The sequence below is a fragment of the Brachyspira pilosicoli genome (assembly GCF_019402445.1).
In the GTDB taxonomy this organism is placed as follows: Bacteria; Spirochaetota; Brachyspiria; order Brachyspirales; family Brachyspiraceae; genus Brachyspira; species Brachyspira pilosicoli_B.
Map to the genome: position 1 here is coordinate 1 of NZ_SRZM01000050.1, position 17952 is coordinate 17952.

At 28.9% G+C, this 17952-nt stretch carries 18 protein-coding genes; 3 read left to right on the forward strand and 15 right to left on the reverse strand.

All coding sequences use genetic code 11. The annotated features are described in order from the left end of the window. Positions 1 to 833, forward strand: an 833-nt coding sequence (locus tag E6A48_RS02185; RefSeq protein WP_219708346.1) for a DUF4912 domain-containing protein, incomplete at its 5' end; no start/stop codon positions are given. Positions 834 to 870: 37 nt separating this feature from the next. Here the strand turns inward: E6A48_RS02185 and ispH are convergent. From ispH to E6A48_RS02250, 13 genes are all read right to left on the reverse strand, one after another. Beyond that, positions 871 to 2604 carry a 4-hydroxy-3-methylbut-2-enyl diphosphate reductase gene (ispH, locus tag E6A48_RS02190; RefSeq protein ID WP_219708347.1) on the reverse strand — a complete coding sequence of 578 codons (1734 nt, stop codon included), beginning with the start codon at positions 2602 to 2604 and terminating at the stop codon, positions 871 to 873. Beyond that, positions 2604 to 2795: a 50S ribosomal protein L28 gene (gene rpmB, locus E6A48_RS02195; protein ID WP_014932896.1), complete on the reverse strand. Its 192-nt coding sequence runs from the start codon at positions 2793 to 2795 to the stop codon at positions 2604 to 2606. The genes ispH and rpmB overlap by 1 nt, the downstream gene beginning before the upstream one ends. Positions 2796 to 2909: 114 nt before the next feature. Beyond that, the gene (gene phoU, locus E6A48_RS02200) at positions 2910 to 3554 is read right to left on the reverse strand and encodes a phosphate signaling complex protein PhoU (protein WP_219708348.1); all 645 of its coding nucleotides are present in this window, start codon (positions 3552 to 3554) and stop codon (positions 2910 to 2912) included. A 43-nt stretch (positions 3555 to 3597) separates the two neighbouring features. Then, positions 3598 to 4395 (reverse strand): phosphate ABC transporter ATP-binding protein PstB, encoded by a 798-nt coding sequence (pstB, locus tag E6A48_RS02205; protein ID WP_219708349.1) that lies wholly within the window; start codon positions 4393 to 4395, stop codon positions 3598 to 3600. 23 nt (positions 4396 to 4418) lie between these two features. Beyond that, positions 4419 to 6209 (reverse strand): phosphate ABC transporter permease subunit PstC, encoded by a 1791-nt coding sequence (pstC, locus tag E6A48_RS02210; protein WP_219708350.1) that lies wholly within the window; start codon positions 6207 to 6209, stop codon positions 4419 to 4421. Positions 6210 to 6290: 81 nt separating this feature from the next. Then, on the reverse strand, positions 6291 to 7097 hold the full coding sequence (locus E6A48_RS02215) for a substrate-binding domain-containing protein (protein WP_219708351.1): 807 nt from the start codon (positions 7095 to 7097) through the stop codon (positions 6291 to 6293). A gap of 397 nt (positions 7098 to 7494) precedes the next feature. Further along, positions 7495 to 8946 carry a catalase gene (locus tag E6A48_RS02220; protein ID WP_219708352.1) on the reverse strand — a complete coding sequence of 484 codons (1452 nt, stop codon included), beginning with the start codon at positions 8944 to 8946 and terminating at the stop codon, positions 7495 to 7497. Positions 8947 to 9216: 270 nt separating this feature from the next. After that, complete coding sequence (locus tag E6A48_RS02225; RefSeq protein ID WP_081445689.1) at positions 9217 to 9504, reverse strand: thioredoxin family protein; 288 nt, start codon at positions 9502 to 9504, stop codon at positions 9217 to 9219. Positions 9505 to 9597: 93 nt separating this feature from the next. Then, positions 9598 to 9906 (reverse strand): thioredoxin family protein, encoded by a 309-nt coding sequence (locus E6A48_RS11950; protein WP_258018515.1) that lies wholly within the window; start codon positions 9904 to 9906, stop codon positions 9598 to 9600. A gap of 114 nt (positions 9907 to 10020) precedes the next feature. After that, the gene (locus E6A48_RS02235; protein ID WP_219708354.1) at positions 10021 to 10968 is read right to left on the reverse strand and encodes a DUF7916 family protein; all 948 of its coding nucleotides are present in this window, start codon (positions 10966 to 10968) and stop codon (positions 10021 to 10023) included. A 30-nt stretch (positions 10969 to 10998) separates the two neighbouring features. Continuing rightward, positions 10999 to 12426, reverse strand: coding sequence for a PTS sugar transporter subunit IIC (locus tag E6A48_RS02240; protein ID WP_219708355.1), 1428 nt, complete (start codon positions 12424 to 12426; stop codon positions 10999 to 11001). Between the two features lie 133 nt (positions 12427 to 12559). Beyond that, positions 12560 to 13564 (reverse strand): permease, encoded by a 1005-nt coding sequence (locus tag E6A48_RS02245; protein ID WP_013243244.1) that lies wholly within the window; start codon positions 13562 to 13564, stop codon positions 12560 to 12562. Between the two features lie 31 nt (positions 13565 to 13595). Then, positions 13596 to 13916, reverse strand: a complete 321-nt coding sequence (locus E6A48_RS02250; protein ID WP_219708356.1) for an ArsR/SmtB family transcription factor — start codon at positions 13914 to 13916, stop codon at positions 13596 to 13598. Positions 13917 to 14078: 162 nt separating this feature from the next. Here E6A48_RS02250 and E6A48_RS02255 point away from each other — a divergent pair, with 162 nt between their 5' ends. After that, positions 14079 to 14594, forward strand: a complete 516-nt coding sequence (locus tag E6A48_RS02255; RefSeq protein WP_219708357.1) for a flavodoxin family protein — start codon at positions 14079 to 14081, stop codon at positions 14592 to 14594. Positions 14595 to 14623: 29 nt separating this feature from the next. Here E6A48_RS02255 and E6A48_RS02260 read toward each other — a convergent pair whose 3' ends face one another. Next, entirely contained in the window at positions 14624 to 15208 is a 585-nt protein-coding gene (locus tag E6A48_RS02260) for an SAM-dependent methyltransferase (protein ID WP_219708358.1), read from the reverse strand. A 10-nt stretch (positions 15209 to 15218) separates the two neighbouring features. Further along, positions 15219 to 16625, reverse strand: coding sequence for a tetratricopeptide repeat protein (locus E6A48_RS02265; RefSeq protein ID WP_219708359.1), 1407 nt, complete (start codon positions 16623 to 16625; stop codon positions 15219 to 15221). Positions 16626 to 16801: 176 nt separating this feature from the next. Between E6A48_RS02265 and E6A48_RS02270 the strand changes: the two genes are divergently transcribed. Next, the coding region (locus tag E6A48_RS02270; RefSeq protein WP_475561304.1) for an excinuclease ABC subunit UvrA at positions 16802 to 17952 on the forward strand (1151 nt) is incomplete at its 3' end.

The window sequence follows — 17952 nt, forward strand, 5'->3', positions numbered from 1 at the left end:
CTACAGTAAAAAAAGAATCTACTCCTAAAAACTCTACAGTAAAAAAAGAAACAGCTAAAAAATCTGCTACAGCTTCAGCAAAAAAAACTACATCTAAAAAGGCAACTACAGCAAAAGAATCAGTTTCTGCTAAAAAAACTGCAACAGCTAAAAAAGCCACTGTAAAAAAAGAAACTACAGCAAAAAAAGCTACAGCTGCTAAAAAAACTACAACAAAGAAAACTGCCAAAAAAAGTAAAAAAGAAGAAGAAATAGTTATTGAAGTAGAAATTGAAGAAGAAGAAACAAAGCCTCAATATATACCTGATGATGTTGATATTGTTAGAGAATTACCTGATAGATATAATGAAACTAAATTAACTTTAATGATGAGAGACCCTGAATGGTGCTTTTTCTATTGGGATATATCTGATTATGATATATCTTATCACTCTTTGAAAAACCGCAGAATTTCTGTGAGAATATTTCATGTATTTGGTTATGATATTACAAATGGTGAAATACATAGAGAAATTGATGTTAATGCTATTTATGGAGATAGATACATTAATTTAGCTATGCCTCATGCTTATTTTATTGCTGAGTTAGGTTATTATGATGAAAATAACAGATTTATTGTATTAGCTAGAAGCAATATGATATATGCTCCAAGAGATTCAATCAGCAGTAATTATGATGAAGAATGGATGGTTAATGAAGAGATTATTAAATTACTTAAAGCTCCTAAAGCTTTGAGAGAAAGTTTATCTTCTGCTACTATATTTGAACTTATTGATTTAAGAGCAAATCATTTACAATCATCATCTTCTTCACTCTTTAGAAGAAAGGAATAATCATCAGCGGTATTAATTTTCTGTAAATAAATTATTTTTAAATTAATGCCGCTAAAAATAATACATATAATGTAGAATCTATTAATATAGAAAATAAATGCCTGCTTGTTATCACTCTTCTTTTCATCACTATAAATGATATTATACTGCTATATAAAACAGGTATAAAATATTTCATATTGTTAAAGTCTGAGAAAAATATATTTGCTATAATTACACCTATTAATAATATTATTGGTATGATAGCTGTAATTATTGCCAATTTATCTGAATCTATATAGGTAGTTAAAGTAACAGCTCCTGCTATCTTGTCGCTTTGTGAAAATTTTATTTCTATCAAAGCCTGTCTTATAAACATAAATATAAAAACAATACTAACAGAAAATAGATAAGACAATGTATTTTCTTTTAATATGTTTCTATTAAGAAGTAGTATAGAACCATTTAAAAGCGTTGTAACTGCAATAGATATAATTATAGCTTTAAATGGAACTAATCTTTTAAATAGTCTAAAGAAAAAAGAGTGATTAAATCTATCATTTTTTTCAAAGCTAATATTGTATGCAGTTCCTAAAAGCGTAGATAATATTGTAAGCATTAATATACCTACATCAACATTATATGCAAGATAAAACATAATCAATGCACTTACAACGATAATAGTTAAAAATGCTGGTTTATATTTTTGATAGAAAAGGTATCGTCTTTTGTCGCTAATTTTAATGGTATAATTGCTGTATCCATTACCCAAACTCATAAATAAATAATATAATGCCACTATCACCCCTATTCTATATTGAAAGGGTTTATCTAAAATATCATAAATAGCATAAGACATTAAAAAAGCACCGAAAGAAAAAAATATATAACCATAATTAAGAAAATCAAATACTTTATTAATACCTCTATAAAAACTGCTTGAATAATTATCTTTTATAGTTTGAGCAATATCTTCTATAAGCCAATCAGGAGTGGAAGCCCCTGCCATTATACCTACATTTTTGTAGGGGGTAAGGTCTATTTTTTCCAAATCTTCTTTAAACTCTACATAAAATGAAGGCTTTATACTGGAAGCTATTTTGTATAAGTTTCTGGTATTGCTGCTCTCGCTTCCGCCTATAACAAGAACTACATCGTTTCTTTTAGCTATATCCAATATTTCATTTTGTCTTTGTTCGGTAGCTTCGCATATTGTATTTTTTATTATTAATTCAGAGTTTTTGTATTTATCTTGTATTTGAGAAACGAATTTATTAAATGTTTCTTTTTGAAGTGTTGTTTGAGCTACTATTAGAGTTTTTTTATCATCTTCTGGAAGCTTGTCTATATCTTCATCTTTATAAACAACATAAACATCTTTTGCAAAACCGCACACGCCAATAATTTCAGGGTGAGTAGGATTGCCTATAACAATAACCCTATAACCTAATGAACTATGTTTTTTTACTAGAGCTTGAATTTTTGCGACATATTTGCAAGTAAGATTAACTATTTTTTTTGCATGACTAGATAAAGCTTCTCTTCTTTCTGGTGATATGCCATGTGCTCTTATAATTACAGTTTTATTATCAAGCACAGACATATCATCTTCAGTATCTTCGTAGGTTTTAACGCCTGTTTTTTCAAGCATATCTAAAGTTTGAGGATTATGTATAAGATGACCGTCTACATAAATCTCTTCATTACTTTTAGATGCTTGAGAAAAAGTTTTTTCAACGGCATATTTAACACCGTCACAAAAACCTGCGAATTTTCCAATTTCTACTTTCATTATTTAGCTTTTACTACTTTGTTTCCTTTAATACATTTAGTGCAAACCAAAGCTTTTTTAGTAGAACCATTAAGTTCTATTTTTATATTTTGCAAGTTAGCATTGAATGAGCGTTTAGTTTTAATATTTGAGTGGCTAACGCTATGTCCATTCTGTTTACCTTTGCCACATATTTCACATACTCTTGCCATCATTTCCTCCAAAAAAAGTTAACAATAATTTTGCAGTTAGTATATAATAAAAGCATAATATAGTCAATACTGCACTGCAAAATTTTTAATATTATAAAATTATGTATTTTTTAATTATTTCACCCTGTCACCTGTGCTATAATAATAAACCCACTTAGCTATATTTTCAGCATGGTCTCCCATCTTCTCAAAATACTTAGCTATCATCATCAAATATATAGCCTGGTCAGCATTCTCAGTACCGCTCTTTATTAAATTAACCATAGCATCACGCATCTTGTAGAATAATTTATCCACATAATCATCTCTTTCAATCACACTCTTAGACAATTCTCCATTTTTCTCTTTAAATGCCTTAAGACAATTATTAATCATCTCATCAATAATATTAGACATCTCTATTATAGTCTCAATATTATTTTTATACACATTTCCTTCTAATAAGAATCTAAGCAAATCGCATATATCCTTAGCCTGATCCCCTATTCTCTCTAAATCTGTAGCTATCTTTAATGCAGATGAAACTATTCTTAAATCAGTAGCTACTGGGTGTTCTAATAAAAGCATTTTTAATGATGAGCTTTCTATTCTATAGGATATTCTATTTATATTTCTATCATTTTCTATAACTTGATTTGCAAGTTCAATATCTCCATTTGTTAAAGCTTTTGTAGAATTTCTTAAAGCCTCTATTATCATGTCGCCTGCTTCAACAACATATTCTGTTAATTTATTTAATTCTTCTTCAAATTTTTTCATTTTTTAACTCCGTTTTTTTATTAAAAATAATAAACAATAAAAATCAACCAAATCTTCCAGTTATGTATCTCTCTGTTCTTTGGTCTTGAGGCTTAGAGAATATCTCTTCAGTATCTCTATATTCTATAATCTCGCCAAACAAAAAGAAAGCCGTCTTATCAGACACCCTCATAGCCTGCTGCATATTATGTGTAACTATTACTATAGTGTATTCATTTTTAAGCTCATCAACAAGGTCTTCTATTTTTCCAGTGCTTATTGGGTCTAATGCACTTGTAGGCTCGTCCATAAGAAGTATTTTTGGATTAACCGATAAAGCCCTAGCAATACATAATCTCTGTTGCTGACCTCCAGAAAGCCCTAAAGCATTTTTATTAAGCCTGTCCTTTATATCGTCCCAAATAGCAGCCTTTGTTAAACTATATTCAACTATCTCATCTAACTCTGATTTCTTTTTTATTCCAAAAGTTCTTGGTCCATAAGCAATATTATCATAAACGCTCATAGCAAAAAGATTAGATTTCTGAAAAACCATTCCTACATTTTTTCTCAAATACGATACATTAACATTTTTATTATATATATTAACTCCAGCTATTTCTATATCCCCTTCTATTTTGCAGTTTGGAATTAAATCATTCATTCTATTAAAAGTTTTTAAAAGAGTAGATTTTCCGCAGCCAGAAGGCCCTATAAAGGCTGTTACGCTATTTTTGTTTATATCAATATTTATCTTTTTTAAAGCCTGAAAAGATTCATAATATAAATCTAAATCTCTAACCTTAATAGCTATGTCAGTATTAAAATCAAAATCTACTATATTATTTAATTCATTAGCCATATATATTCAATCCTTTTAGAAATTTAATAATCTTTTTTTAATTTTGTATTCACTAAAAATAATGAAGCATTAAGAAGTATAACCATTATAAGCAAAATGCTTGCTGTAGCGAATGTTTGATTAATATAAAGCCCTTCGCTTGAAAACATCCACATCATAACAGAAAAAGAACTTCCCGCACTAAAATACCCCTTAGGCATATATCTAACAGCACCTGCAGTATATATTAAAGCAGCACTCTCTCCAACTATCCTACCAATACTTAAAATAACAGAAGTCATTATTCCAGAGAAACCGCAAGGTAAAACTATCTTAAATATTGTTCTCACCTTTGAAGCACCTAATGCCAAACTACCTTCGCGTAAACTTGGAGGTATTGAGAGCAATGTTTCCTCAGTCTGCCTTATTATGGAAGGAAGTATTATTAACACTAATGTAAGAGAACCCGCCATTATACTTCTTCCCATGCCAAACAAATTAGCAAACACCAACATACCAAAAAGCCCAAACACTATTGAAGGTATTCCTGATAAACTGTCTGTAAATATTCTTATTATAGATATTAATTGACTTTTTGCTTTTGAATATTCTGTTAAATAAATAGCAGCAAATACTCCTAATGGAATTGCTATTATTAAAGACATAAAAAGCATCATAGAAGTAGAAACTATTGCAGGCAAAAGCGTCATTTGAGAATTGTTGCTTTCACCAAATAGTAAATTTAATGTTATATGAGGAAGCCCTCTAATAAGTATAAATAATACTATAAATACTAAAAGCAGTGTAGATACAATAGAAGCAAACACAGAAATATATTCTAAAATACTAGCTTTTATAGTACTCATTTTCATGTCAAACTTCTTAAAAGAAAAATCATTTATATTTGTTTTAAGCTCTTTATTTTTTCTAAAAAGACTAGAAAAAGAAAATGAAAAATACAAATTATTTCTTTTTAGAATAGAAAGCACTATATTGATTATGAGTATAAATATGAGCAATACAAAAGCAGTTGCAATTAATGCTGACCTATGATTGCCTGTTGCATACCCCATTTCTAATGCTATGTTAATAGTCATAGTTCTAAAATATGAGAATAAATCTTTAGGTATAAAAGGAGCATTACCTGCCACCATCATAACAGCCATAGTTTCACCAATAGCCCTGCCCATGCCAAGTACTATAGCAGAAAATATTCCCGACTTTGCAGCCTTCACTATAACACCAAAAATAGCTTGTGAATGAGTATTACCCAAAGCCCTAGCACCGTCATAATAATATTTGTAAACAGCTTCCAAATTGTATCTTGTAATTGATGTTATAGTTGGAAGTATCATTATGGCAAGTATTATAGAACTAGCTAACACCCCTTCACCTACATCATTAGGAGATAAGTTTTTTAGAAAAGGCACTAATACCACCATTCCAAAAAAACCATAAACTATAGAAGGAATGCCCGCAAGCAAATCTATTACTTGAGACAATATTACTCTTATATTTTTTGGAGCAAACATTGATATATAAACCGCTGTAAAAAAACCAAATCCTCCCCCAAGAAATACAGAAAGAATAGTGATATATAAAGAGCCTACAATCATCGGCAATATTCCAAAATCCTTTGACGAAGGCGACCAATTCATTCCAAAAACAAATTTAAAAAATCCAACCTCTTTAAATATTGGCAGACTATAGATAAATATAAAAATACATATTGAAAATACAACTATAACTGAAAATATAGAACATATAAAAAATATATATCTCATTATATTATCTATTATTTCATTAAACTTATATTTATTAATATTCTTACTCAAAATACATGTCCTTAAAAATTACTTAGAAATAAAAAAAGCCGATATACAAAAAATATTGTACATCGACTTATTCATTTCAAATTAGTTAGCTACATAACCATTTTCGTTTATGACCGCTTTCCCTGTTTCACTATTAATGAAGTCTAAGAACGCCTTAGTTCCTTCATCGAGCTCAACACCCTTTTTAGTGAATATATAGAAAGGACGGTATAGCTTGTAGGCATCACTTTTAATATTTTCTACTGATGCTTGAACATATTCATTTTGACCTTTTGCTTTATATGCTAAAGGCTTTATTGTATCATCAATAGAACCCAAAGAAATATATCCAATCTTTGAAGCATCACTCATTACTGATGTCTTAACCTTTCCTGTTCCATCTAATATTTCAACAGTTGCAGGTAATGGATTTTCTTTTCCGATAGAAGTTAAGTCTGTAAAAGCACTTCTTGTACCAGAACCATCTTCTCTTGAAATAGATTTAGTTACTGTTCCTATAGCAGTATTGTTCATGTAAAGATTGTATAATTCTTCTTCGCTTATCTGAGCAATGTCAGCATCTTTATTAGCGATGATTACTATACCATCTTGACACAATAAATAAGCATCTAAACTAGGCAACTCATCTTCTTTCAAATTTCTTGAAGCCATACCTATATTGTTGTTTCCGTTTATAGTGTCCTGAACTCCAATAGTTGAATCTGATGTTTCTACTGTTACAGTATAGTTGGAATTAACTTCTTCAAACTTTTCAGCTAATTTGAACATTAGAGGGGAAACTGAAGAAGAACCTGTTATAACGATATCAGTAGAACTAGAGGCACCGCCGCCGCAAGAAATAAGCATGAACATGCTTACGAGACTTAAGAAAATCAAAATCTTTTTCATAATATTGATTTACTCCTAAATAGTTTTAATTGCCAAATTCAAAAACACTAGCTCTTGAATTGACACAAGTCTTATATAGTAAAATCACAATTATGTCAATACAGAAATGAAAAAAATATTTTGTTTTTCAAAATTATTTTTTATTAGATTAAAATATATTAATGAAGAGTTTTATTAAATAACAAGTTTTTTTTAATTATTTTTTATAAAAAATTTTGTATTTAAAAATTTAATTAAACATGTATATATAGAATATTATCTTAATTAATAATATAAAATTATGTAAACTATATTATGTTAATTAACAATTATGCCCATAAAAACAATAATAGCCAACCGAAACAAATCGATTGACTATTATCGTATTATTTATGGAGATTGTTATTTAGTTATTTTCTTATTTTATATCCTTCTCATCAAAACCTAATGCTTTGGCAACCCCAAGTCCATAAGCTTTATCAACATTCATACAGTTTTTAATATGTCTTAATTGCACTTCTTTAGTAACACCATTCATATCTCTTGCTGTATTTTCAAACAACACTTGTTTTTGTGCATCTGTCATAAGATTAAATAAAGCTCTTGCATCAGTGTAATAATCATCATCATCTTCTCTGTGGTCATATCTATAAGCATCACCGTAAATCTTCAAAGGCGGTTCAGCATATTCTCTTTGCTCTTTCCATTCACCTTGTGAGTTTGGCTCATATTCTACCTTAGAACCATTAGACTCTACTCTCATATATCCATCTCTGTGATAAGTGTTAGGTTTAAACTTAGGAGCATTTACTGGTATGCTTGCATAGTTAACACCTAATCTATATCTTTGAGTATCAGTGTATGAGAATAATCTTCCTTGAAGCATTCTGTCTGGTGAGAATCCAATACCTGGCACTATTGTAGAAGGGCTGAATGCTGATTGCTCTACTTCTGCAAAATAATTTTCAGGGTTTCTATTTAATTCTAAAACACCAACATCAATTAGAGGATATTCTTTTTGTGACCAAGTTTTAGTTAAGTCAAATGGATTTCTTTTACTTGCATTTGCTTGCTCTTCAGTCATTATTTGAATTTTCATATTCCATTTAGGGAAGTCGCCTCTTTCTATAGCTTCAAACAAATCTTTTTGAGAACTTTCTCTGTCTTTTGCTATTATTGCTGCAGCTTCTTCATCAGTTAAATTTTTAATTCCTTGCTGAGTCTTGAAATGGAATTTTACCCAATATCTTTTACCTTCTTTGTTTATAAAGCTATAAGCATGACTACTAAATCCATGCATATGCCTATAACTATAAGGTATACCTCTATCACTCATATCTATAGTTATTTGGTGAATAGCTTCAGGAAGTGAAGTTAAGAAATCCCATTTATTTTGAGCACTTCTCATATTAGTTTTTGGGTCTCTTTTTACAGCATGGTTCAAATCAGGAAATTTCAAAGGGTCTCTAAAATAAAATACAGGAGTATTGTTTCCTACCAAGTCCCAGTTTCCTTCTTCAGTATAAAACTTAATAGCAAATCCTCTTATATCTCTTTCAGCATCAGCAGCTCCCCTCTCACCTGCTACAGTAGAAAATCTTACAAATAAATCTGTTTTCTTTCCAATTTCAGAGAATATTTTTGCTTTAGTATATTTTGTTATATCATGAGTAACTGTAAATGTACCATAAGCCCCAGAACCTTTAGCGTGCATTCTTCTTTCTGGTATAACTTCTCTATCAAAATGTGCCATCTTTTCCATAAACCATACATCTTGAAGCAACATAGGTCCTCTTGCACCTGCTGTCATAGAATGTTGATTATTCTCTACAGGGGCACCAAATTCAGTTGTTAATTTTTTATCTGACATTTTAATTACTCCTTATTAGTATTAATTATTAATAAATATAATATACTACATAAATATAGTTATTGCAAGAGAAAACCATATATTTTTTATAAAAAATGCAATATTTTTTTAATTTTTTATTAAATCAAAAAAGAAAAAATACATATTAAAATTAGAACAATATAGATAAATTAACAGATAAATATTTGTTATATTATAAAAAATGATGATAAAAAAAGAGATGAATATAAAAATACCCATCTCTTTTATATAAAATTTAATAATAAAAAATTATAAATTAGCTTTCAATAATTCAATGATCTCTTCTTTACTTAATACTTTTCCATAAGAAAGAACCTTATCATCTAAAACCAAAGCTGGAGTTGACATAACACCATAAAATGCTATATCTTCCATATTTTCTACATGTTTGATAGCCAAATCAAGTTTAGCTTCTTCGATTGCAGCTATAGTGTTTTCTTCTAATTTTCTGCAATTTTCACAGCCTGTACCAAGTATTTTTACTCTTGCCTCAATAGGTTCTTCTTGTACTTTTTCCTCTTCACCGAAGGGATCTATAACAGGGCCTCAGCCACAGCCTCCATTACCAAAAAAAAGATCTTTTAATGACATATAATTTTCTCCTTAAAAAATTTATTTATTATATATAAATTATAACAATTTTTCTTTTAAAATACCTATTAACCTCTCTTCTGAAAGAATTTCACCATAAGAAACAAGTTCATCATTTATTATAAGTGCAGGCAAAGTCATAACACCATAATACGACATTGTAGCCTTATCATCAGTGGATTTAATAGGAAACTCAATATTTAATTTATTTATAGCATTTTGCAAATTAGTAAGCATTTCAGCAGAGTTTTCGTTAGATAATAATAAGATTTTATCTACTTCTCTTTGTATACTCTCATCTTCTAGAGAGTCAGGTAAACAGCCTCAGCCGAAATCTATTCTTTGCATATATACCTCTTAAAAGTTTTTTATATATACATCATATAGGTATATTAATATAATTGCAAATTTATTTTTAAAAAATATCAAATAAATTTATGCTATATAAACTTTTTAAACAAATTATTTTCTGTAAGCCATTCTCCTATAAGTGTGTCTTATACCCCTAAGAGCAATAGACATAGCCATAATATTTTCAGGCAATGACATTCCGCTATAAGCAGCATCTCCAATATGCACAATATCAGCACCAGCCATCTTTGACCATAAAGTCATCTCTCTAATAGTATTAACATCAGCACCTTCTTGAGAAGTACCTATAGCAGTTTTTGCTAAAGCACCGAAACTATGTATTCTCTTTATCTGTTCATGAACAAAATCAACAGTATAACCAGGAAGCGTTGAAGGAGCACCAACCATAACAACATCAGCACCAGCCTTAACCATATTGTCAAGCTCTTCCATAGAATATACATTATCTCCGCCAGCTCCATGCATCTTGCCAGCAATAATAAGAATTTTATCTCCGCACACAGTTTTTAATTCTTTAGCAGACTTTGCTATATTTTCTATTGTAACACCTGTATTAGGATTTCCTGTAAGAACAACATAATCAAAACCATATTTAAGAAGTTTCTCATAATTTTCTTTTGAAGCCCTAAAACCAGGATTATAATTACTATCTTCTGGAACAGGCTCTAAATTAACACCAATTAATCTTCCTGTAATTTTTTTCAAATCTTTTACTATATTTTCATTATTTTTATTTATTTCATTAACCAAACCTTTTAATCTTGCAGAAAGCCAAGTTTTCTCTGATGAATCAGGATTTTCTTTATACAATCCCCAAATAAAAGGCTTATTCATATCAAATAAATTTAATGTAATAAAATCAGCACCGAATGCACTTGCTGCTTCTGCATTACTAACGGAATCTATTAAAGGTTGATGTCCGCAGCATACTTCTGCCATAACAGACCTTCCCTCAGATTTTTTTATAATATCTTTTAATAAAGATGCATTCATGTTTAACACATCTTCTAAAGCAAGTTCAAAAATTCTTTTACCCATAATAATATACTCTCCTTTTTTATTTTATAATTATTTATTTTCTTCTTCTAACTCTTCTAATAAAAGTTTTTTATCATAAGCTATTAAGAAAGGGAAATACATAGCAGTTAAAACAGCTAAATTAATTAAAACCAATATTATAGCCTTCCAATCTCCACCCGTAGCAAAATAAGCATATAAAGGAGCAGGGAAAGTCCAAGGCACAACAGCAACAGTCTGAGAAATAAAACCTATCTTAGTAGCTATATAAGATATAATAACACATATCATAGGACCTGCAATATATGGCACCATTAAATATGGATTAAGTACTATAGGAGTTCCAAACACTATAGGTTCATTAATATTAAATAAACAAGGAGCCAAAGAAGATTTTCCTAAAACTTTCATATATTTTGATTTTGCCACAAAAGCCATCAATATAACAAGTCCAAGAGTACCGCCACCTCCACCTATCCATACAAAAGCATAATAAAACTGATTTGTTAATATATAAGGTATAGCCTCACCGCTTATATACGCCTGAGCATTAGCCTCAAAAAGCTGTAAAAGTATTGGCATAGTGAAAGCCTCTACTATAGAACTTCCATGAATACCCAAACACCATAAGAAACATATAAAAAACACCATTATCAATGCTCCTGGCAAACTGTTTATTATAATAGGAAGCCAGAAGAATAATTTTTGTAATATTACATGTAAATCTATAATGCCTGAAGGAAATTGTTTTGGAAATAAAGTTGGTATTAAATGAAGAAGTTCGAATAATGACACTATAACCAACAAAGGAATTAAAGCTTCGAATGACCTTATTACTCCTTCAGGAACACCGTCCGGCATTTTTATAGTTAAGTTTTTCTTTTTAAAGAAATTAAATATAAAACATACAACAATTACACATAAAAAACCTACAAACATTCCCTTACTGCCCATATTATCCATAGGTATTATAAGACCTAAAGATTTTAAAGGAGCTGAAGAAACATTAAAACTCTCTCCAATATTAGGCAAGCTTTCTAATTTCAACAATTCCATCAAAGCAAGCTGATTTTCCTCTGTTACTACAACTTTAGAAAATGATACTGCTTCTAATGCCTTAGTCCAATCTAAAGTCATAAAAAATGCTATCAAAGAAATTAATATAGTTGGAATTGTAGGAAGCTCTAAATTCCTTGATAAATGATAAGCCGTACCTATTATAACAAAGATTGATATAATGCTCATAGTAGCTTGAAAAGGCATTAATATAATATCTCTATTTAATGCAATCCATTTAAAAAGTCCAACAGTCTCAAACCAAGAACTAGGAACAGGAGGATATGCTATAAGTAAGAAAAAACTACCAACTATAGTTATACTTATAACAGATATAACCCCCTCTTTAATTGCACTAATATATTTATTATTAGACAATTTTACAACACTATTAAGTAAAACATTTTCAACAAATTTATTCATAATTATCCCTTATATTTTTTTTGAAGTATAAGATATAAGATATAATTGTCAAACTAAAATATTACCGTAATAATCTGGTAATAAATTGTTATTATCTGCCAATAATCAATCATATTTTAATTAATATAATTTTTTACACAAAATAAAAAGCATTAAATAAATAGCCTATTATTATTATACCCACAGTAACAATACCAACAAAAGTTATAAGCAAAGGCATCTTTACAACCTTTTTAATCATAATCATAGAAGGAAGTGAAAGAGCTGTAACAGACATCATAAATGATAATATAGTTCCCAAACCAGCCCCCTTATAATATAAACTCTCAGCAATAGGAAGTGTACCGAATATATCAGCATACATTGGAATACCAACCAAAGAAGCCAAAGGAACAGAATACCAATTATTTTTTCCAAGTATAGCATTTATCCATGCTTCAGGTATAACATTATGTATAAAAGCCCCAATTCCTACACCTATAAATATATATAAATAAACCTTTTTTATAGTTTGCTTTACCTGATTTTTTGAATATATTAGCCTATCTTTTTTTGTCATCTTTGCTATTTCTATATTAGCATTAGATTTTATGTTTTTTACAAAGTCTTCTAAATATCTCTCCATTTTAAGCTTGCCTATTATAGTGCCTCCTAAAACAGCAAGTACAAGTCCAACAACAACATAAGCAATAGCAATCTTCATTCCAAATACGCTTGAAAGAAGTATTAAAGAAGCCAAATCAACAAGAGGCGATGATATTAAAAAAGAAAATGTCATAGATATTGGTATGCCCGCAGAAGTAAAACCTATAAAAAGAGGTATAGAAGAACAAGAGCAAAATGGAGTAACAGTTCCAAAAAGTGCTGCTAATATATTTGCTGATATTCCATTAAATCTTCCTAATATTTTTTTAGTTCTTTCAGGAGGGAAGTAGCTTTGAATATATGATATACAAAATATTAACACTGAAAGAAGAATAAATATTTTTATAACATCATAAACAAAAAATTGTATAACGCCTTTTAATGTTTCTGACATAGCAAAATTATTTAATATATTGCCTATCAAAACATTAAGCCATTTCATAGATATAATTTGGTCTTGTATAAAGATAAATATAGTTTTTATGTTTTCCATTTTTTAATATCCTAATTTTAATTATATTACTTTAATCACATTTGCATTTTATTTTCTTGCTAGTCTTTGAGTTATCTAAATGTTCTCCATAAAAGTTAAGAATATTTTTTGCATCTTCAAAGCCTTGTTTATTTATACTATAATGAGTCCATTTACCCTCTTTTCTGCCGTTTACTATTTTGGCATCTAAAAGTATTTTCATGTGATGTGATAATGTTGACTGAACGATATTTAGTTTCTCTAAAATTTTACAAGCACATATCTCCCCTTCTTTTAACATATCTAATATTTGAAGTCTATTCTCATCACAAAAAGCTTTAAACACAGAAGCATCTTTTTTATAATTCTTCATTGTGCCCCCTAATATATATCGAACTTTATCGATGTGTATTATAGCAAACATATCGAAGTTTGTCAATATGTTAAGATACTAATTTTCACAAAATATTACACTTGCAAAAATATTCAAATAATATATTATTAGAATAATCTAACATTTAAAGGAGATTGTAAAATGAAATACTCAATAGTTTATACAAGTAAAAGCGGAAATACAGAAAAATTAGCTCTTGCTATAAAAGAAGCTGCTAATGGAGAATGCTTACAATGCGTTAAAGCAAATGCAGTAGACAATGCTAAAATTAATGATTCTGATATAGTATTTGTTGGTGCTGGAAGCTACAAGGGCACTTGCGATGAGGCTGCTGGCAAATTTATGGAAACATTAAAAAACAAAAAAGTATTTTTATTTATGACAGTTGGTTATGGAGATAATCAAGCTTATTATGATAAAATGCTTAATCCTGCTAAAACATTTATAGATTCTTCTAATACAATAATTGGCACTTATGCTTGTCAAGGTCAGTGGATAGAGGGACAGAAAAAAAATCTTGAGAATATGTTAGCTAAAGCTGCTACTGATGATGAGAAAAAAGTTATAGAAGGAAAATTAGCTAATCATTCAAATGCTATGGGGCACCCTAATGCTGATGATTTAAATAAACTAAAAGACATAGTTAAATCTTTATAATAATTTTTGTAAGAGGGTGGGTTTTATACCTACCCTTTTAACTTTTTAAAACCCTTTGCAAATAAAAATACTTCTCTGCTTTCATCTCTTGAACTTTTTGGCTTAAACACTGTTACAGAATTAAAATAATCATTAAGCTCTTTTTTAAAATTAGGCAAATCTTTTCCGTCAAAAACCTTTATAAAAAAATTGCCATTATCTTTTAATACATCTTTTGCCAAATAAAATATTTTTTCACATAAACCTATAGAACGCAAATGATTAGTTTCTCTGTCTGAAGTAGTATTGGGCATAGCATCACTAACAACAACATCAAACTCTATATTATCAAAAGTAGAAGAATCCATCTCTTTTATATCACCAAGAATAAATTTAAATCTCTGATGCGATAAATTATTAGGAAGTATATCAACCCCAACAACAGAACCTGTTTTAATAATCTTATTAAGCATATACTGGCTAAAAGAACCGGGAGAACAGCCCACATCAAGTACATTGTCAGATGATTTAATAAACTTGAACTTATTTTGTGCCTCTTCCAATTTAAATACACTTCTAGCTTTATAATTTTCTTCTTTAGCCTTTTTAAAATAAAAATCTTGAACTTTTTTCATAAGATAAAATTTATATAATCCAATCTAATTTTTCTTCACTTCTAGTAACACCAACAGGAACACTTGTAAATGTAGACTTTTCAACTAAACTTTCTAAACGTTTAATACCTACTATATCAATTCTAGACATAGCGGCATATCTTATAGCATCAGGAGTAGCCATAGCACAAGTTACAAGTACAGAATTAACTATATTAGAATTAACAGCATAATCATATAACTGTATAAGCTCCTCATTAAATATAGGGCTATAAGACATTCTAAAGAATACTATCTTTTTAGTAGAATGAACACTCTTACCATCTTTAGCAAAAATTATAACATATTTCTTATCTGTAGTCTTTAATGAATATGGAATTAAATTCATAGTAGACACTATTTTTAATGCCAAATCAGCAAATTCATTTTCATCAAGTTTAAAGAAGTTCTTAATATTATCACTATATCTTGACTCTTTATATTCAGCTAATTTTTTCTCAGCATCTTTATAATTTGGATTTATAATGATTATATTTTCTAAGTATTCTATAGCCTTATTAAGATTTTCCATTCTACTATAACATTCAGATAATTGATACAATATAGCTAAATTCAATTCTTTATCAATACCATCATAAGCAATGGCCATTTCTAAATATTTAATAGCAAACTCTATATTGTTTAATTCTATATAACATAAAGCTATCTCATACAAAGATTTAATAGCATATTCTCTATCTTTGCTTGATATTTTATAATGCTTAATAGCATTTTTACAGTCTAATTTTCCTTTATATGCTCGTCCTAAGTTATAATTCAAAGCTGGGTCATTAGGATATTTATTAATAATACTATTCATTATAACTATAGCTTCATTATAATTGCCAGCACTAACATAACAATATGCTTTATATTTAGAGGCTTCTTTATTTGTAGAATCAGCTTCTAAAGCATTCTCAAAAAACTGAAAAGCTGTATTATATTGACCATTCTCATAATATATTTTTCCTATTTCTATAGAAACATTTACTTTATATTCTCCACCCAATTTTAATAAAGATAAAAACTGTGCTAATGATTCTTCTTTTCTTCCTATAGCATTTAAAGATCTTCCTAAAGATATTACTGTTTCTGGAGAATCATCGCCTGTATCTATTGCATGTCTATATTCAACTATAGCAAAGGGATATTCACCCATTTTATAATAACAATCGCCTATAATTTTATATATTTTATAAGATTTATTATGCACTTTATTTTTGGATAGCATATCTCTTAATTTTTTTATTGCAAAATTATATTTTTCTGATGCTATATAATTATTTACTCTATCCATATCGGACTGGACATATTTTGAATACAATTTTGGAAGTATTTTACTTGCAATAAAAAGCAATATACAAAATACTACAATAAATACTATAATATAAACAGTCATAGTCTTTCTTAAATTTTTTGTATTTTATATTATATTACTCGGAATTATTTTCAATATGTAAAGTACTTTTTATTGATGGTATTATAAATTTATTATAATTAAAAATAGGTTAATAATTATTTATACTTTTTATAAATTATGTTATAATACTTTAACTTTTTTAAGAGGATAAATTAATGGCTAACAATTCTATAGAAATAAGAGGTGCTAAAGAGCATAACCTTAAAAATATATCACTTTCAATACCTCATAAAACTCTAACTACTTTAACAGGAGTATCAGGAAGCGGAAAAAGCTCGCTTGCATTCGATACTATTTTTAAAGAAGGGCAAAGAAGATATTTAGAATCATTATCAGCCTATGCAAGACAGTTTTTGGGAGTTATGGCTAAGGCTGATGTTGAACATATTGAAGGGTTATCTCCTACTATTTCTATAGATCAAAAAAGCGTAAATAAAAATCCTCGCTCTACTGTTGGTACTGTTACAGAGATTTATGACTTTTTCAGACTTCTTTTTGCAAGGCTTGGAGTGCCGTATTGCTCTAAATGCGGACATAAGATTTCTAAACAAAGCGAAGACCAAATTGCACAAAGTGTTTTAAGAGAGTTTTCAGAGAAAAGAATTTTAGTGCTTGCACCTATTGTAAGAGATAGAAAAGGAGAGTATAGAAAAGAAATTGAAGAAGTAAAACTTGCAGGATATCCTAGAATAAGAATTGATAATATAGTTTATAAATTTGATGAAGATGAAATACCAGAACTTAAAAGATATGAGAAGCACACTTTAGAAATAGTTATAGATAGAATAAAAGTTGAAGATAAGTATTTATCAAGAATAACTGATGATATTGAGAGAGCCATAAGAATAACAAAAGGCTTAGTAGCATTCTATGAAGAGCATGAATTAAATACAGAGCAAATAACAGAAGAAGAAAATAATGAAGCTGATACAAAAACTAAAAAGAAAAAAATAAAAATGAGTAAGCAGTTTGAAATAGATAAATATTATAAACTCTACACAACAGAAAGGTCTTGTGCAAATTGCGGACACTCTATTGCAGATATTGAGCCTAATTTATTTTCATTTAACAACCCTATGGGGGCATGTACTGTTTGCGGGGGGCTTGGAGTTGAGCATGTATTTACAGAAAAGCATATTGTAAGAGATGAAAATTTAAATATTTATGATGGGGCTTTATCTTGTTTCGTAGATGATCATATTGGCTTTGATATGGAATATGGCACTGATGAACTTGAAGTGATTGCTAAAACTTATAAAATAGATTTAAAAAAGCCTTGGAAAGATTTAACTAAAACAGAAAAAAA